This is a genomic window from Arthrobacter sp. 01T425 (assembly GCF_056398725.1).
The window spans coordinates 107052-121407 of record NZ_JBFTPY010000004.1; the positions used below are offsets into that span (position 1 = coordinate 107052).

At 68.3% G+C, this 14356-nt stretch carries 15 protein-coding genes; 9 read left to right on the forward strand and 6 right to left on the reverse strand.

Annotation, left to right across the window (positions count from 1 at the left end; translation table 11 throughout):
- The first annotated feature begins 183 nt into the window (after positions 1–183).
- The 7 genes from AC1DNG_RS07145 (at position 184) to AC1DNG_RS07175 (ending at position 6446) form a co-directional block, all read left to right on the forward strand.
- The gene (locus tag AC1DNG_RS07145) at positions 184–918 is read left to right on the forward strand and encodes a permease (RefSeq protein ID WP_476887017.1); all 735 of its coding nucleotides are present in this window, start codon (positions 184–186) and stop codon (positions 916–918) included.
- A gap of 167 nt (positions 919–1085) precedes the next feature.
- Complete coding sequence (locus AC1DNG_RS07150; protein WP_476887018.1) at positions 1086–1700, forward strand: nitrobindin family protein; 615 nt, start codon at positions 1086–1088, stop codon at positions 1698–1700.
- Positions 1701–1753: 53 nt separating this feature from the next.
- Positions 1754–2503, forward strand: coding sequence for a flavodoxin family protein (locus AC1DNG_RS07155; protein WP_476851316.1), 750 nt, complete (start codon positions 1754–1756; stop codon positions 2501–2503).
- A gap of 101 nt (positions 2504–2604) precedes the next feature.
- Entirely contained in the window at positions 2605–3687 is a 1083-nt protein-coding gene (gene ygfZ / locus AC1DNG_RS07160; protein ID WP_476887019.1) for a CAF17-like 4Fe-4S cluster assembly/insertion protein YgfZ, read from the forward strand.
- 14 nt (positions 3688–3701) lie between these two features.
- Entirely contained in the window at positions 3702–4097 is a 396-nt protein-coding gene (locus AC1DNG_RS07165; RefSeq protein ID WP_028276529.1) for an ankyrin repeat domain-containing protein, read from the forward strand.
- Between the two features lie 139 nt (positions 4098–4236).
- On the forward strand, positions 4237–4800 hold the full coding sequence (locus tag AC1DNG_RS07170; RefSeq protein WP_476887020.1) for a PadR family transcriptional regulator: 564 nt from the start codon (positions 4237–4239) through the stop codon (positions 4798–4800).
- 83 nt (positions 4801–4883) lie between these two features.
- Positions 4884–6446: an MFS transporter gene (locus tag AC1DNG_RS07175; RefSeq protein ID WP_476887021.1), complete on the forward strand. Its 1563-nt coding sequence runs from the start codon at positions 4884–4886 to the stop codon at positions 6444–6446.
- A gap of 16 nt (positions 6447–6462) precedes the next feature.
- Here the strand turns inward: AC1DNG_RS07175 and AC1DNG_RS07180 are convergent, their stop codons facing one another.
- From AC1DNG_RS07180 to AC1DNG_RS07200, 5 genes are all read right to left on the reverse strand, one after another.
- The gene (locus AC1DNG_RS07180; protein ID WP_223913802.1) at positions 6463–7173 is read right to left on the reverse strand and encodes a GNAT family N-acetyltransferase; all 711 of its coding nucleotides are present in this window, start codon (positions 7171–7173) and stop codon (positions 6463–6465) included.
- 114 nt (positions 7174–7287) lie between these two features.
- The gene (locus tag AC1DNG_RS07185; RefSeq protein ID WP_018773638.1) at positions 7288–8313 is read right to left on the reverse strand and encodes a 6-phosphofructokinase; all 1026 of its coding nucleotides are present in this window, start codon (positions 8311–8313) and stop codon (positions 7288–7290) included.
- A 226-nt stretch (positions 8314–8539) separates the two neighbouring features.
- Positions 8540–8794, reverse strand: a complete 255-nt coding sequence (locus AC1DNG_RS07190; protein WP_476887022.1) for a PspC domain-containing protein — start codon at positions 8792–8794, stop codon at positions 8540–8542.
- A 3-nt stretch (positions 8795–8797) separates the two neighbouring features.
- Positions 8798–9061, reverse strand: a complete 264-nt coding sequence (locus AC1DNG_RS07195) for a hypothetical protein (protein ID WP_028276533.1) — start codon at positions 9059–9061, stop codon at positions 8798–8800.
- A 1-nt stretch (position 9062) separates the two neighbouring features.
- The gene (locus AC1DNG_RS07200) at positions 9063–10697 is read right to left on the reverse strand and encodes a PspC domain-containing protein (protein ID WP_476887023.1); all 1635 of its coding nucleotides are present in this window, start codon (positions 10695–10697) and stop codon (positions 9063–9065) included.
- Positions 10698–10821: 124 nt separating this feature from the next.
- Between AC1DNG_RS07200 and AC1DNG_RS07205 the strand changes: the two genes are divergently transcribed.
- Entirely contained in the window at positions 10822–12204 is a 1383-nt protein-coding gene (locus AC1DNG_RS07205) for an ATP-binding protein (RefSeq protein WP_476887024.1), read from the forward strand.
- Positions 12201–12878: a LuxR C-terminal-related transcriptional regulator gene (locus tag AC1DNG_RS07210; RefSeq protein ID WP_476887025.1), complete on the forward strand. Its 678-nt coding sequence runs from the start codon at positions 12201–12203 to the stop codon at positions 12876–12878. The genes AC1DNG_RS07205 and AC1DNG_RS07210 overlap by 4 nt, the downstream gene beginning before the upstream one ends.
- Positions 12879–12960: 82 nt before the next feature.
- Here the strand turns inward: AC1DNG_RS07210 and AC1DNG_RS07215 are convergent, their stop codons facing one another.
- On the reverse strand, positions 12961–14178 hold the full coding sequence (locus tag AC1DNG_RS07215) for a pyridoxal phosphate-dependent aminotransferase (RefSeq protein ID WP_476887026.1): 1218 nt from the start codon (positions 14176–14178) through the stop codon (positions 12961–12963).
- Positions 14179–14356 lie beyond the last annotated feature (178 nt).

Consider the following 14356-nt stretch of genomic DNA (forward strand, 5'->3'; position numbering starts at 1 on the left):
TAAAGGCCCCATTCCGGCCATGGTCCCGTCACCTCCGGCGCCTCCTTTTGCGACACATACCGTTCACATAGGGCAGGATTGAACCGTCAGGGCCCGCGGCCCGTCGAAATTGAGCCGAGTCGAATTGGGGTCCGCAGTGAGCGAAGGTCTGGCCATGCTGGGTCTGCCGATGGCGAGCAGACAGTGAAGCCGTGGAGCGTCGGGATCATCGGCCTGGCCGGTCTCGCGGCGATTGTCGCCGGAGCCTATACCTCGCCTGAGGTCCTCCTGGCCGTCGCGGCGCTCGCCGCCGCCGGCATCGGTATCGGCTGGCCCTACTTTCTCGGCATCCCCGCCAAGAAGACCCTTGCGGTCTTGATTGGCCTGCCCGGCGTCGGGTCGGCAGTGGCTGCGACCTATCTCCCGGCTCCGGGCTTCCTGGACTGGACGCCGTCATTCCTGGCCGTCGGGGTCATGGCAATCTTCGTCATGCAGCTGATCCGGGGCACCGGTCAGGCCCAGCGCCTCGAATCCACCCTGGGCTCGTGCGCGGGTGTCCTGCTCTCCTGCCTCGGCGCCGGCTGGATTGCGAGTTCGCGCTTCAACGGGGTCCGCGAAATGATCCTCGTGGCGGCCATCAGCTCGGCGATCGCGCTGCTGGCGGGGCTGATCCGCTGGCCGGACCGGATCGTGGCGCCGCTGGGCATCGTGAGCGCCGGCCTTGCCGGGCCGCTCGCCGGCCTGGTGTTCTCCGACATCGCCGTGCTGCCGGCGGCCCTCGTCGGTGTCGTCGTGGGGGCGGTGCTGGTAAGTTTCCGCCGCCTCGTCATCCTCAACGGTGAAGGCCTTAATGTTTTGGCGGCCGTGGGCATGGGGCTCGGGCCGGTTTCTGCTGTCGGTTCCCTGGCCTACTTCATAGACAAACTACTCATCTACTAAGCGTTAGGATGGCATCATGTCCGTACTTGCATATGAGATCTTTTTCCTTGTCCTGCTTGGCGTGGCCAGCCTGTCCATGGCGTGGTTTGCCGGCTTTGTCGTGTACCGCCTCTTCAAAGGCCAGAAGTAACACGTTCCAGACCCCGTAGCTTCCAGAGGTAGATGCTGTGCCGATTGAAATCCCTACTGATCTGACCCCCGAAATCGTTCCGCTGTCCTGGCTCATTGGTGAGTGGGAGGGCAGCGGCCGGCTGGGGGCTGGAGACGAGGACTCCGACCACTTCCTGCAACACGTCTCGTTTACGCACAACGGCCTGCCGTACCTGCAGTACCGCGCCGAGAGCTGGCTGACCGACGACGAGGGCACGAAGCTGCGTCCCCTTACCGTCGAGACCGGCTTCTGGGCGCTGGAGCGTAAGCAGCGCGAGGAGGACGGCGGCCCCGGCCTGATCCCGGCGGACATCGTCCCGGTGCTCAAGAGCGCCGACGAGGTGGAGGCCCTGCGCAACAGCGACGGCGGCTTCGACATCTCGGTCTCCATCGCCCACCCCGGCGGGATCTCGGAGCTGTACTACGGCCAGATCAAGGGCCCCCAGATCCAGCTCAGCACCGACATGGTGATGCGCGGCAGCCACTCCAAGGAGTACACGGCGGCCACCCGGATCTTCGGGCTGGTGGAAGGAAACCTGCTGTGGCGCTGGGACGTGGCCACCGGCAAGAATTCGACGGCGGGCGGCGGCCTGGAGGCCCACGCATCGGCCATCCTCGCCAAAGCAGGCTAATTACGCGGTCTCACTGATTTTTCCGTTGTCACCATCGACCCAGGAGAAATACCGTGAATGACACAGTCACCAGCTCAGCCGGCAGCACAGCACCCGGCAGCGCCAGCTACGCCGACCTCAAGGCCGTGTTCTTCAACGGCACGCTCAAGAAGTCCCCGGACGTGTCCAACACGCAGGGCCTGATCGAGGTCAGCCGCCGGATCATGGAGAAGCAGGGCGTCAGCACCCGCGTGATCCGCACGGTGGACCACGACATCGCCAGCGGGGTCTACCCGGACATGCGCGAACACGGCTGGGCCACCGATGAGTGGCCGGAACTCTACCCGGCCGTCCAGGAAGCGGACATCGTCGTCGTCGCGGGGCCCATCTGGCTGGGGGACAACTCCTCGCAGACCAAGAAGCTCATCGAGCGCCTCTACGCCCACTCCGGGCAGCTGAACGCGAAGGGCCAGTGGGCCTACTACCCGAAGGTGGGCGGCTGCCTCATCACCGGCAATGAGGACGGCATCAAGCATTGCGCCATGAACGTCCTGTACAGCCTCCAGCACGTCGGCTTCACCATCCCGCCGCAGGCCGATGCCGGCTGGATCGGTCCCGTCGGGCCGGGACCGAGCTACCTTGACCAGGGGTCCGGGGGGCCGGAGAGCGATTTCACCAACCGCAACACCACCTTCATGACCTGGAACATGCTGCACCTGGCGCGCATGCTCAAGGACGCGGGCGGCATTCCCGCATACGGAAACCTGCCCGACGCCTGGAAAGCGGGCACCCGCTTCGACTTCGAAAATCCGGAATACCGCTAGGACCGGCCTGCCCCACAGTCCGGCGGAGCCAGATTGTCCCTGCCGGGGCCGGAACCTGCCGGGGCCGGAATACGCACAGAGCTAAGGACGTTCCTTTCAATATGACTATCAAAAGCCCCCTGTTGTCGCGCCCGGCCGCGGTTGAGGCCGGCGGCGCCGATGCCCGCGTCGCCGCCCACTACGGCGAGCCGCTCCGGGAGCAGCGGGCGCTGGCCGCCGGCACCGCCGTCGTCGATCTCTCACACCGCGGCGTGGTGACGGTCAGCGGGCCGGACCGCCTGAGCTGGCTCAACACGCTGTCCTCCCAGCAGCTCACTTCCCTGGCCCGTGGCCAGTCCACCGAACTGCTGTTGCTGAGCGTGCAGGGCCGGATCGAATTTGACGCCAGGGTGGTGGATGACGGCGCCACGACCTGGCTGATCGTCGAGGCAGCCGAGGCGGCCCCGCTCGCCGAATGGCTCAACATGATGAAATTCATGCTCCGGGTCGAAATCGCGGACGTCTCCGCCGACTGGGCCGTACTCGGCTCCACGCACCGCATCCCGGAATGGGACGCGCTGCAGGCGTGGGAAGACCCGTGGCCGCACGTCGGCGCCGGCGGCTACTCCTACGCTGTGGTGGGCGAGGACGCCCATCCAGGACTGGAACGGCCGTGGTTCGAGTACCTGGTCCCCGCGGACGAACTGGTCGCGACCGTGGGCGACCGTGCCCTCGCCGGCACCATGGCCTCCGAAGCGCTGCGGATTGCGGCGTGGCGGCCCCGGTGGGGCGCGGAAACGGACGACAAGACCATCCCGCATGAGCTCGACCTCCTCCGCACTGCCGTGCACCTGGCCAAGGGCTGCTACAAGGGCCAGGAGACGATCGCGCGCGTCCACAACCTGGGCCACCCGCCGCGCCGTCTCGTGTTCCTCCAGCTCGACGGTTCCCAGCACACCCTGCCCGCGGCCGGCAGCGAGGTGCGTGCGGGCGAGCGCAAGGTGGGCACCGTGACCTCCGTGGCGCAGCACTACGAGATGGGCCCCGTCGCCCTGGCCGTGATCAAACGCTCCGTCGCCCCGGACGAGGTCCTGACCGTCGTGGACGGGGACGAGCCGTACTCCGCGGCCCAGGAAGTCATTGTGGCCCCCGACGCCGGCCAGGTGGTGGGCCGCCAGACCGGCTTCCTGCGGGGCACCCGATGAACGGCGGGTCCAAAGTGAACGAGCCGGGCGCCGCGCCCGACGACGAGACACTCGCGCTGGCGCACGCGCTCTTCGACGCCGCCCGCGAGGGCAACTCCGCGCTGCTGGGCAGCTACCTGGCCGCCGGTGCCCCGGCCACGCTGACCACCTCCTCCGGCGACTCGCTGGTGATGCTGGCGGCCTACCACGGCCACGCCGGCACTGTCCGGCTGATCCTGGACCACGGCGGCGACGCCAACACGCCGAACGACCGCGGCCAGACCCCGCTGGCCGGTGCTGTCTTCAAGGGCTACACGGACGTGGCCCGGGAACTGCTGGACGCCGGGGCCGACCCGGACGCCGGCACCCCCACCGCGCGGGCCGCCGCGCAGATGTTCGCCCGGACGGACATACTGGCCCTCCTCGGCTGACCAATCGCGCCTGGGGCCGGGGCGCGGCCGGCCCGGGTTGGGGAGGATTGCCCTCAAATACTCCACGTGGAATAATCTTTAGTGGAGTAACTGCCGTTTAGGCCGAAGAGAACACTGCTAAACCGAGAAGGACTGCACCATGGCCCGGGCAACCGCATTGACACCCCTGGGTGTCGCCGCACTTTCCCTGCTCGTGGAAGAACCGATGCATCCCTACGAGATGTACCAGCTCCTGATCGCGCGGCACGAGGACCGGCTGGTCAAGGTGCGGCCAGGAACGCTTTATCACGCCGTCGGGCGGCTCGAGGATCAGGGGCTGGTCACAGCCACGGGAACGGACCGGGGAGGCAACCGTCCGGAGCGCACCACTTACTCGATCTCGGCTGCCGGCCGCGAAGCGTTCACGACGTGGCTGCAGGACATGCTCGCCGCCCCGGTCAACGAATACCCGGCCTTCCCGCTGGCCGTCTCCGAGGCCTACAACCTGCCCGCCGGCGTCGTCGTCGAACTCCTCGACCGGCGCCTTCAGGCGTTGGAGGAACAGCTCGGCTTCCTGGTCTCCGGCGAGGAACTGCTCGCGAAGAAGGGCGTGGAGCGCAAGTACTGGATCGATGTCCAGTTCCAGCAGAGCACGCTGCGCGCCGAAATCGCCTGGATCCGCAGCCTCCAGGACCAGCTCCGCTCCGGCGAACTGCCGTGGTGAACCCCGCGCAGGACCGCGGCCGGGACCCGGCCGCCCCCACACACAGCCCATCCACCGTTTCACACCAGCCCCTAAGGAACCGCATGGAAAACGTAGCCCGGCCATGGCCGGCACTCTGGTCCCTGGTGATCGGCTTCTTCATGATCCTGATCGACACCACCATCGTCTCGGTGGCCAACCCCAGCATCATGGAGGGCCTAAACACTGACATTAACTCGGTGATCTGGGTCACCAGCGCCTACCTGCTCGCCTATGCCGTGCCGCTGCTGATCACGGGCCGGCTCGGGGACCGTTTCGGTCCGAAAAAGCTCTACCTCTCCGGACTCGTCGTCTTCACCGTGGCATCGCTGTGGTGCGGCCTCTCCGGCAGCGTCGAGATCCTCATCGCGGCCCGTGTGGTCCAGGGCCTCGGCGCGGCGATGATGACGCCGCAGACCATGGCCGTCATTACCCGGATCTTCCCCCCAGACCGCCGCGGAGCGGCCATGGGCATCTGGGGTGCCACGGCCGGCGTCGCCACGCTGGTTGGCCCGATCCTCGGCGGCGTGCTGGTGGACGGCCTCGGCTGGGAATGGATCTTCTTCATCAACGTTCCCGTCGGGATTGTCGGCTTCATCCTCGCCCAGCGTTTCGTGCCCTCGCTGACCACCCACCCGCACAAGTTCGATATTCCCGGCGTACTGCTCAGCGCCCTCGGCCTGTTCCTCCTGGTCTTCGGCATCCAGGAGGGCGCGACGTACGACTGGGGCACCATCGCCGGCCCCATCACCGTCTGGGGCCTGATCATCAGCGGCATCGCCGTGCTGGTGGTCTTCGTCCTGTGGCAGAAGTTCAACACGGGTGAACCGCTGCTGCCCCTGTCCCTTTTCAAGGACCGGAACTTCTCGCTCGCCAACATTGCGATCACCACGGTGGGCTTCACCGTCACCGCGTTCAGCCTGCCGCTGATCTTCTACTACCAGATCGTCCGCGGACTGACCCCGACCCAGTCGGCGCTCATGATGGTGCCGATGGCGCTGATCTCGGGCGGGCTCGCCCCCGTCGTCGGCCGGATCATCGACAAGGTCAACCCGAAATTCATCACCGCGACCGGCCTGGTCCTGATGTCCGTGGCGCTGTTCTGGAATGCCCTGCTCATGCACCCGGACACCCCCATCTGGCTGTTCCTGCTGCCGAGCGCAGTGCTGGGCTTCGCCAATGCAGGCATCTGGGCGCCGTTGAGTTCCACCGTCACACGCAACCTGCCGCCGCGGCAGGCCGGAGCCGGCTCAGGCGTCTACAACACGACCCGCCAGATCGGCGCCGTACTCGGCAGCGCCGCCATCGCCGTCCTGATCCAGTCGCGGCTGGCGGCCGAGCTCCCCGCCCGGCCCGGAGCAGGCGCAGACGCCAGCCCGATGGGCTTCGGCGGGGCCCTGCCGGCGGAGCTTCATGAGGGGTTCTCGACGGCGATGGGCCAGTCCATCCTGCTGCCGGCGGCGGTCATCCTGCTCGGCGCTGCCGTGGCGCTGTTCTTCGCCAAGCCCAAGCCGGTCCGGGGCTGGGGCGAACCAGATGCTGCCGCAGCCACAGCCGCAGCAACGGACACGGGTAAGGCAGACACCGACAGGGCAGACACGGACAGGGCCGCCGCGGAGCGCGGCTAGCCTGGCGGCATCCGGATCAGCCCAGCAGCACGCTGGTCTGGATGCCGCCCGCGGAAAATCCCAGGCTCCGGGCCAGCGCCAGCGACCCCTTGTTGCTGACTTCTGAACGCCACTGCAGCGTCAGTCCGGCTGCGAGGGCCTCGTGGGCGGCTACTGAGGCGGCCAGCTTGCCCAGGCCGTGGCGCCGCCATTCGGGCGCGACCAGAACGCCCATATGGGCCAGGAGCCCTTCCCATTCGGCATACGCCCCGCAGGCCACGGGCGTCCGCCGCCCGTCTTCCAGATGCAGGACGGTGAAGCGGTGTTCCAGGTCGGCGAGGCCCACCTCGTTGACGTCGTCGGGCGGGCAGAAGGTCTCCAGCTCGATCGCTTCCGGGTTCCCGTGCGAGACCGTCAGCTCCCCGGCAGGCTGCTGCAGGGGGAGGTCGTCGGCGAAGAAGAGTGCCGCGGCGCCGAGCCCGTGGCCGCCGTGCCCGCGGGTGATGGTCAGCAGCGTCACGTGCTGGGCCAGTTCCTCGTCCGAGAGACCCTCGGCGGCGTCCAGCGCCCACTGCGGGCCCACCAGGGCGGAGTTGCCGAACAGGCGGACGAACTGCAGCGACCGGGCTGTCTCATCCGCCCGGGTGAGCCTCACGCCGGCGGCAGCCGCGAAGGCGCCGTCGTCGAACCCCAGGCGGCGCGCCCATGCGAGCTGGACAATTTCTGCGGAACCGGGCTCAAGAGTCATGAATCAACCCTACCCATCGCGGCCGCGCGCCCGGCTCTTCCCTGCCTGGCTGCGGCGCTGCCCGCCCGCTTCTTCCCTGCGGGCCGTCCCCGAGCCGGACCCGCCGGTGTCCGCTTAGCCGAAGAGGACTGCGGCCTCGTCGTAGCGGCTCTGCGGTACGGACTTGAGGTTGCCGAGTGCGGCGTCGAAACCGACGTGCACAATATCCGTGCCGTGCAGCGACACCATGGTGCCCCAGCGCTTTTCCACTACCGAATCGATGGCGGCCATGCCCAGGCGGGTGGCCAGGACCCGGTCGAACGCCGTCGGGACGCCACCGCGCTGGATGTGGCCAAGGACCGTCGCGCGGGTCTCGATGCCGGTGCGTGCCTCCAGTTCGGGGGCAAGCATTTCGGCGATGCCGCCGAGGCGGGGCCGGCCAAAGGTGTCGAGGCCGCGCTCCGAATGCGGGGACTCCTGGCCTTCGGGCACAAACCCCTCGGCGACGACAAGCAGCGGGGCGCGGCCACGGTCGTGGGCGGAGACGACCCATTCGGCGATCTGTTCCATGGAGGCCTTCTGCTCCGGGATCAGGATGGCGTGGGCGCCCGAGGCCATGCCGGCGTGCAAGGCGATCCAGCCCACATGCCGTCCCATGACTTCGGCAATCATGCAGCGGTGGTGGGACTCTCCGGTGGTGCGCAGCCGGTCGATTGCCTCGGTGGCGATTTCCACGGCCGTGTCGAAGCCGAAGGTGTAGTCCGTGGCGTCGAGGTCGTTATCGACCGTCTTGGGCACGCCCACGATTTTGAGGCCGGCGTCGGTGAGCCGCTTTGCGGCGGCCAGCGTGCCCTCGCCGCCGATGGCGATGATGGCGTCGATCCCGAGCCGGTCCATGTTGGCTTTGATGACCTCGGGACCGCCGCCGTTCTCAAACGGGTTGGTGCGGGACGTGCCCAGGATGGTGCCGCCCTGCTTGGCGATGCCGCGGACCATGGTGCGGGGAATTTCCACGATGTCGCCCTCGACAACGCCGCGCCAGCCATCCTTGAATCCTACGAACTGCTGGCCGTGGACCGCGATTCCTTTGAGGACGGCGCCACGGATGACGGCGTTCAGGCCGGGGCAGTCTCCGCCGCTGGTGAGGATTCCAATTTTCATGTCTTGGCTCAAATCCTGGTTTGAAGGGGTACAGGCAGAGCGCCACGCTGAGCTCACCCTAGAGTCTAGTGGCGGGTGTGGGGCAGGACACAAACGGTTACAAAAGGTGCCCCCGCCATGATGGCGGGGGCACCTTTTCGTGGTGCGGCGCAGCTACCGGGGAAGGTTGCCGCCGGGCCGGGCCGCGGGGCCGGGCCGGCCTGTGACGGATGGCCTGTGATGGATGTCAGGGCCGGGAGGAACGCTTCGAGAGGAAGCTTTCGAGGACGATTGCGTTGCGCTGGTCCGGGAGGAGGAGCCAGGCCGCGAGGTAGACCACGAACGCCGGGCCAGGGAGCAGGCTCAGGAGCAGGTAGGCGATCCGGACATAGGCCACATCAACCTTCAGTTTGGCGGCAACCCCGCCGCAGACGCCGCCAACCCAGCGCTGCGGACCACGTTTCAGGCCGAGGCCCCGGATGGTGTCAAAGAATTTATCCATGGGTCAAGACTTCCCTGTAGTTGACTTATTGTCACGCCTGCGTGCCGAGACCAGGCCGCCCACTACCAGGGCACCCCCGGCCCCGATCATCAGGCCGATCAGCACATAGGTGCCGTTGAGGGCCACGAGGCCGAGCCGGGAAATGATGATCAGTGCAGCCAATGCCACCACTGTCAGTCCCCAGACCACTGTGCCCACCCGGGCGGGCGAACCCGCTTCGGGGTCGTGCCCGGCATCGGCCAGCGGCGAGTCGTCATAGCTGCTCATGTCAGTCGCCTTCCTTGATGGTCACGTTGCTGACGGTGCCGGAGATCTCCAGGACCAGCCGGGCGCCCGGCTTCGCGGTGTTGTAGTCGCTTTGCTGCGTCGTCATGCCGCCGCGGTCCTGGTTGCCGTCGTGGAGGTTGCCCATGGTCATGTCCGCCTGGACGTGCACCGGAACGGTGGCGGGGATGACGACGGTGAGGTTGCTGGCCGTCGCGTCGATCGGAACTACGACGTCGGAGCCCAGGGGCGGATTCAGCGCCAGCTTGGTCAGGTCCGCGGTTCCGGCGCCGCCGGTGATCTCGAAGCCGCCTTGGGCCTGCTGAATGCTCGCCGGCGTCCAGTCGGCGTTCTGGAAGCGGAACCGGTCCCCGTGCGGGACCACGCTGAAGATGGCGCCGATCAGCAGGGCCACGACCGCGAAGAAGCCCAGGATCCCGGAGGTCCGGCCCCGCAGCCCTGCGAACAGGATCCCGAGGCCCAGGATGGCCGCGCCGAAGGCCCAGACCAGCGCGTTGCCGGCATCGCCGAGATCGATCACGTTGGCGGCGTCGAGGGCCTTGATGCCCCCGCCCACCAGGAGGGCGGAGCCGACGGTGATGGCGACCGCCGGAGCGCCCGGGCCAAGGTTGCGCGCGGCCGGTGCAGGCGGTGTGGCGCCGGACCCCGGTCCGTAGCCGCCTGGGGGAACAGGACCGGGCGGGACGGGGCCGGACGCAATGGGTCCCGACGGCGGAGGCGGACCCCAGCCCGGGCCGGTGCCGGTGACTCGAGAGCTGTCAGTCGGGTCGCCATACGTCCGGCCGCCGCCCTGCGGGAAGCTGCCTGCTGATTGCGGCCCGTCGGCGGTGCGGGGGCCAGCCGCAAAAGCCGCGGCGCCGGCCGGGCTGCCTGAGTCGTAACGCGAAGGCATGCCAGTGGCTCCGTCCCGGATCTTGTTGCGTTGGGTCAGGTAGTAGACGAGGTAGATGGCACCGCCCACCCAGAAGACGGTCCAGACGAAGGCGCCGAAGCCGAAGCGGTCCCAGCCCCAGACCCCGGTGCCCAGGCTGGGGAAACCGATGACCGAGGTGATGAGCGCGCCGGTCATGCCGGCTGTCCACCGCCCTGCGGCGGCCTCCTGGACGTGAATGCGGCCGTCGGGTTCGGGCAGCAACGCCCAGGCCAGGCCGTAGGCGAGAACGCCAATTCCGGCGAAGACGGTCAGGACGATCAGGACGCCGCGGATAATCAGCGGGTCGACGCCGAGCCGGTGGGCTATGCCGCTGGCCACGCCGCCGATCCAGCGGTCGCGTCCGCGGTAAATGCCCTGGCTGCGGATCCAGTCGAAGAAATTCTGGGTTTGCCGGCCTGGCAACGGCCCATTCGGATCGCCGGGCGGGTAAAGCCGCGGCGGCTCCGGCGGCGCGCCGCCCGGCCCGGAGGAGGCCGGAGCGGGCTGGCCCGTGCCTGGAAGTTCGGGGTCGGGACGTTCCGTGTGCGGAAGGTCCGTGACGGAACGTTCAGTGTGCGGAAGATCCGTGGCGGGAGGTTCCGGTTCTGGAAGTTCCGATTCTGGAAGTTCGGGGTGGGATCGATCCGTGGCCGGCCGGTCTGCGGAGGCCGGGCCTTCATCGGGGTGCGGAGTGTGCGGGTTCATACTTCGATCCTTCCCGTTCCCGGCGCCGGCCTCTACTGGGGAACACCCTGAACGGTCCCTGAGTGGCCCCCGGTTGGGCCCTCAAACGCGTCCGGGAAACCCCGATCCGTGCTTGGATTGAGGCATGACAACCGCGCCCGCCCGCCCGCCGCTGGTCCGCAGCAGCGACCGCGTGATTGCCGGCGTGTGCGCGGGCCTCGCCAACCACCTGGGCTGGCCAGTGCGCATGGTCAGGATCGGCATGGCAGTGGCTGCGCTCGCCGGCGGGGCGGGGGTGGCCTTCTACGCCTGGCTTTGGATCATGGTCCCCACGGCGGATGAGAGCGCCCGGCGCAGCGCCCGCCGCCCGGCATCGCCCATCGCTCCGGCAGTGAGCTTCCCGGACACCCCAGGCGTGGCAAACCTGCCCGACGCCCCCGGCATGCCTGGAGCCCCCGGAACCAGTGGAACGCCAACGACGGCGGCGCCGGGGTCCTGGCGGTCCAAAGTTTCCGGCATGCCCTTCGGCAAGGAGATCCTGCTGGGCGCGGGCCTGTTGCTGGCCGCCGGGATCCTGATCGCCCGGCTCCTGGGGGTCGACGTGCCGCTAGGTACCCTGATCCCGGTCGCGGCGATCCTGGGCGGTGCCGCGATCGCCTGGATGCAACTGGACGAGACCCGCCGGGCGGGGCTCGTGGACAAGACCAAAGCGGACCAGGCCGGCGGCTGGGCCCGCCTCGCGGCCGGGCTCGCCCTCGTCGTGGCCGGCGTGCTGGTCATGGTGTCCGGCTCGGGGTCCTGGGAACAGACCTGGCTCGCCCTCCTGGCCTCGGTGGCCGTGCTCGGCGGCGTGGCCCTGGTGCTTCTGCCATGGGGGCTGAAGTTCTGGCGCGACCTGGAAACAGAGCGCGCGGGGCGGGTCCGCGCCACCGAGCGTGCCGAGATCGCCGCCCACCTCCATGACTCCGTGCTGCAGACCCTCGCCCTGATCCAACGCCGGGCCGGCAACGAGCACGATGTCATCAGGCTGGCCCGCGCGCAGGAGCGCGAGCTGCGTGGCTGGCTGTACCGGGACGCCGACAAGGAATCCGGTCAGCTGTCCGACGGCATCAAGGCCGCCGCAGCCGAGGTCGAGGACGCCCTGGGGAACGCCGTCGAGGTGGTCAGCGTGGGGGACTGCGCCATGACTCAACGCCACGAGGCCCTCGTTCAGGCATCCCGAGAGGCCATGCTGAACGCCGCCCGGCACGGCGGCGGCGCCGTGTCCGTCTACCTGGAAGTCACCGACGCCGCCGCGGAAGTTTTCGTCAAGGACAGGGGCCCGGGCTTCGATCCGGATTCCGTTCCCCCGGACCGGCTCGGCGTCAGAGAATCGATCATCGGCCGGATGAACCGCCACGGCGGCACCGCCGCGATCACCAGCAGCCCGGACGGCACCGAAGTGCGGCTCCGGCTGCCCGTCGCCGCCGCCTCGGCCGGAACCGCCGCGGCCGCCGCCAACAACGCCAACGGAGAGGCCAAACCGTGACCAGCCCAGCATCAGCATCAGGAAGCCCCGCACCGATTCGCGTGGTGATCGTGGACGACCACGCCATCTTCCGCTCCGGGTTGAAGGCGGACCTGGACCCGGACATCGCCGTCGCAGGGGAGGCCGGAACAGTGGAGGAGGCAATCGCCGTCATCGCACTCCAGCGCCCCGACGTCGTGCTCCTTGACGTCCATCTTCCCGGCGGCCGGGGTGGCGGCGGACGCGAGGTCCTGGCCGGCTCGGCGCCCCTGCTGGGCACCACGCGGTTCCTGGCGCTGAGCGTCTCCGACGCGGCAGAAGATGTGGTGTCCGTAATCCGGGCCGGCGCGCGCGGCTATGTCACCAAGACCATTTCCGGCGCGGAGATCAGCGGCGCCGTCCGCCGCGTGGCCGGCGGCGACGCCGTCTTCTCACCCCGGCTGGCGGGCTTCGTCCTGGACGCGTTCGGCACGGCCCCCGCGGACATCGCCGACGGCGAGCTCGACAAGCTCTCGGCGCGGGAGCTCGAAGTGATGCGCCTTATCGCCCGCGGCTACAGCTACAAGGAGGTGGCCAAAGAACTGTTCATCTCGATCAAGACCGTTGAAACCCACGTCTCGGCCGTGCTGCGCAAGCTTCAGCTCTCCAGCCGCCACGAGCTGACCCGCTGGGCCGCCGAGCGCCGCCTGCTTTAACCCAAGGATGCGCTATCACTTAGGGTCCTTATCGCACTGGAATAAGGACCCGAAGTGATAGCGCATCGGGGTTTGTGACGTGTTAGTTCGCCTTGCCGAGGAAGTCCTGCAGGCGGGCGACGCCCGTGGCCAGGTCGTCGTCGCCGAGTGCATAGGACAGGCGCAGGTAGCCGGACGGGCCGAACGCCTCGCCGGGAACCACGGCCACCTCGACCTCGTCAAGGATCAGCGCCGCGAGTTCGGCAGAGGTGGCCGGCCGCACCGGGCCGTTCGCAGACGGGAACTCCTTGCCCAGCAGCGCGCGGACGTCCGCGTACACGTAGAACGCGCCCTTCGGTGTCGGGCAGTCAACGCCGTCAATCGCGTTCAGGCCCGCGACGATCGCCTTGCGGCGGCGGTCAAATGCCACCTTCATCTCATCGACGGCGGTCAGCGGCCCGGACACGGCCGCGAGGGCGGCGACCTGGGGGATGTTGGAGACGTTCGACGTCGCGTGCGACTGCAGGTTGGTGGCGGCCTTGATGACGTCCGCGGGCCCGATCATCCAGCCCACACGCCAGCCGGTCATGGCATAGGTCTTCGCCACGCCGTTGAGGATAACCACCCTGTCGCCGAGCTCGGGCACCGCGGTGGCGATCGAGGTGAACGGCACGCCGTCGTAGGTCAGGTGTTCGTAGATCTCGTCGGTGACAACCCACAGGCCCTTGGACGCTGCCCACTGGCCGATCTCCTTGACCTGCTCCGGCGAGTACACGGCGCCGGTGGGGTTGGAAGGGGAGACGAAGAGCAGGATCTTGGTGCGCTCGGTGAGGGCCGCTTCCAGCTGGTCCACGGTGACCAGGTAGCCCTGCTCCGGGCCCGCGAACACCTCTACCGGCACGCCGCCGGCCAGCCGGATGGCCTCCGGGTATGTGGTCCAAAACGGGGTAGGAACAATGACCTCGTCGCCCGGATCCAGCAGGGTGGCGAAGGTGTTGTAGACGGCCTGCTTGCCGCCGTTGGTCACCAGCACCTGGGACGCCGCCGCCTGGTAGCCGGAATCCCGGAAGGTCTTGTCCGCGATGGCCTGCTTCAGTTCGGGGAGCCCGCCGGCGGGGGAGTAGCGGTGGTATTTCGGCTGGCTGGCGGCCTCGATGGCGGCCTGCACAATGTAGCCGGGGGTCGGGAAGTCGGGTTCCCCGGCTCCGAAGCCAATAACCGGACGGCCGGCTGCCTTCAGCGCCTTCGCCTTGGCATCGACGGCCAGAGTGGCGGATTCGGCTATGGCGGAAATGCGCTGGGAAATGCGGGCAGCAGACATGGGCGGGTCCGTTCTTCGCTTGCAGCTGGAAGGCTGGATGTGGGATTCGACGAAATCTACTCTATGCTGTTCAGCGGATCCCCCGGGGTGCCTGAACCCGAATGTGACTGACGGCTGTCAGTTGGTATTCGCAGGCACGCAGGGGTCCGAAGAGGGCCGGTTCGACGTAGACGCAGTT

Coding starts and splice junctions, on each gene's coding strand:
- ygfZ (WP_476887019.1), top strand. CDS start 2,605: ATGACTATCAAAAGCCCCCTGTTGTCGCGCCCGGCCGCGGTTGAGGCC.
- AC1DNG_RS07170 (WP_476887020.1), top strand. CDS start 4,237: ATGGCCCGGGCAACCGCATTGACACCCCTGGGTGTCGCCGCACTTTCC.
- AC1DNG_RS07175 (WP_476887021.1), top strand. CDS start 4,884: ATGGAAAACGTAGCCCGGCCATGGCCGGCACTCTGGTCCCTGGTGATC.
- AC1DNG_RS07180 (WP_223913802.1), bottom strand. CDS start 7,173: ATGACTCTTGAGCCCGGTTCCGCAGAAATTGTCCAGCTCGCATGGGCG.
- AC1DNG_RS07185 (WP_018773638.1), bottom strand. CDS start 8,313: ATGAAAATTGGAATCCTCACCAGCGGCGGAGACTGCCCCGGCCTGAAC.
- AC1DNG_RS07190 (WP_476887022.1), bottom strand. CDS start 8,794: ATGGATAAATTCTTTGACACCATCCGGGGCCTCGGCCTGAAACGTGGT.
- AC1DNG_RS07195 (WP_028276533.1), bottom strand. CDS start 9,061: ATGAGCAGCTATGACGACTCGCCGCTGGCCGATGCCGGGCACGACCCC.
- AC1DNG_RS07200 (WP_476887023.1), bottom strand. CDS start 10,697: ATGAACCCGCACACTCCGCACCCCGATGAAGGCCCGGCCTCCGCAGAC.
- AC1DNG_RS07205 (WP_476887024.1), top strand. CDS start 10,822: ATGACAACCGCGCCCGCCCGCCCGCCGCTGGTCCGCAGCAGCGACCGC.
- AC1DNG_RS07215 (WP_476887026.1), bottom strand. CDS start 14,178: ATGTCTGCTGCCCGCATTTCCCAGCGCATTTCCGCCATAGCCGAATCC.